1 protein-coding gene is annotated in these 280 nt (G+C 56.1%); it reads left to right on the top strand.

What is annotated here, in order from left to right; all coding sequences use genetic code 11:
- Nucleotides 1–56 precede the first annotated feature (56 nt).
- On the top strand, nt 57–280 hold a 224-nt coding region (locus tag HWE01_RS22680; protein ID WP_241822963.1), incomplete at its 3' end, for a hemagglutinin repeat-containing protein.

Genomic DNA, 280 nt, shown 5'->3' with positions numbered 1-280 from the left:
GTACCGAACAGAACACGGTGACGCAACGCGGCTCCACCGCTACCTCCGGCGGCAACATGAGCATCGGTGCCAAGGGAGAGGGAGCCAACAGCAACATCACCATTGCGGGCAGCGACATCAATGCCAAGGGCAATCTGGCGCTCAAGGCGGATAACGATATCAATCTCATCGCTACTCAAAACACGGATGAACAGCATAGTGATCGGTCGTCGTCGTCATGGGGAGTTGGCGTTACTGCGCAGTTTGGTACCAAGACCCAGTTTGGTTTTACGGCCAACGC

The organism is Herbaspirillum sp. C7C8 (assembly GCF_022627875.1).
Lineage (GTDB): Bacteria > Pseudomonadota > Gammaproteobacteria > Burkholderiales > Burkholderiaceae_D > Herbaspirillum.
The sequence above is the reverse complement of the archived record's forward strand: the minus strand, read 5'-3'. Positions and strand labels throughout refer to the sequence as shown.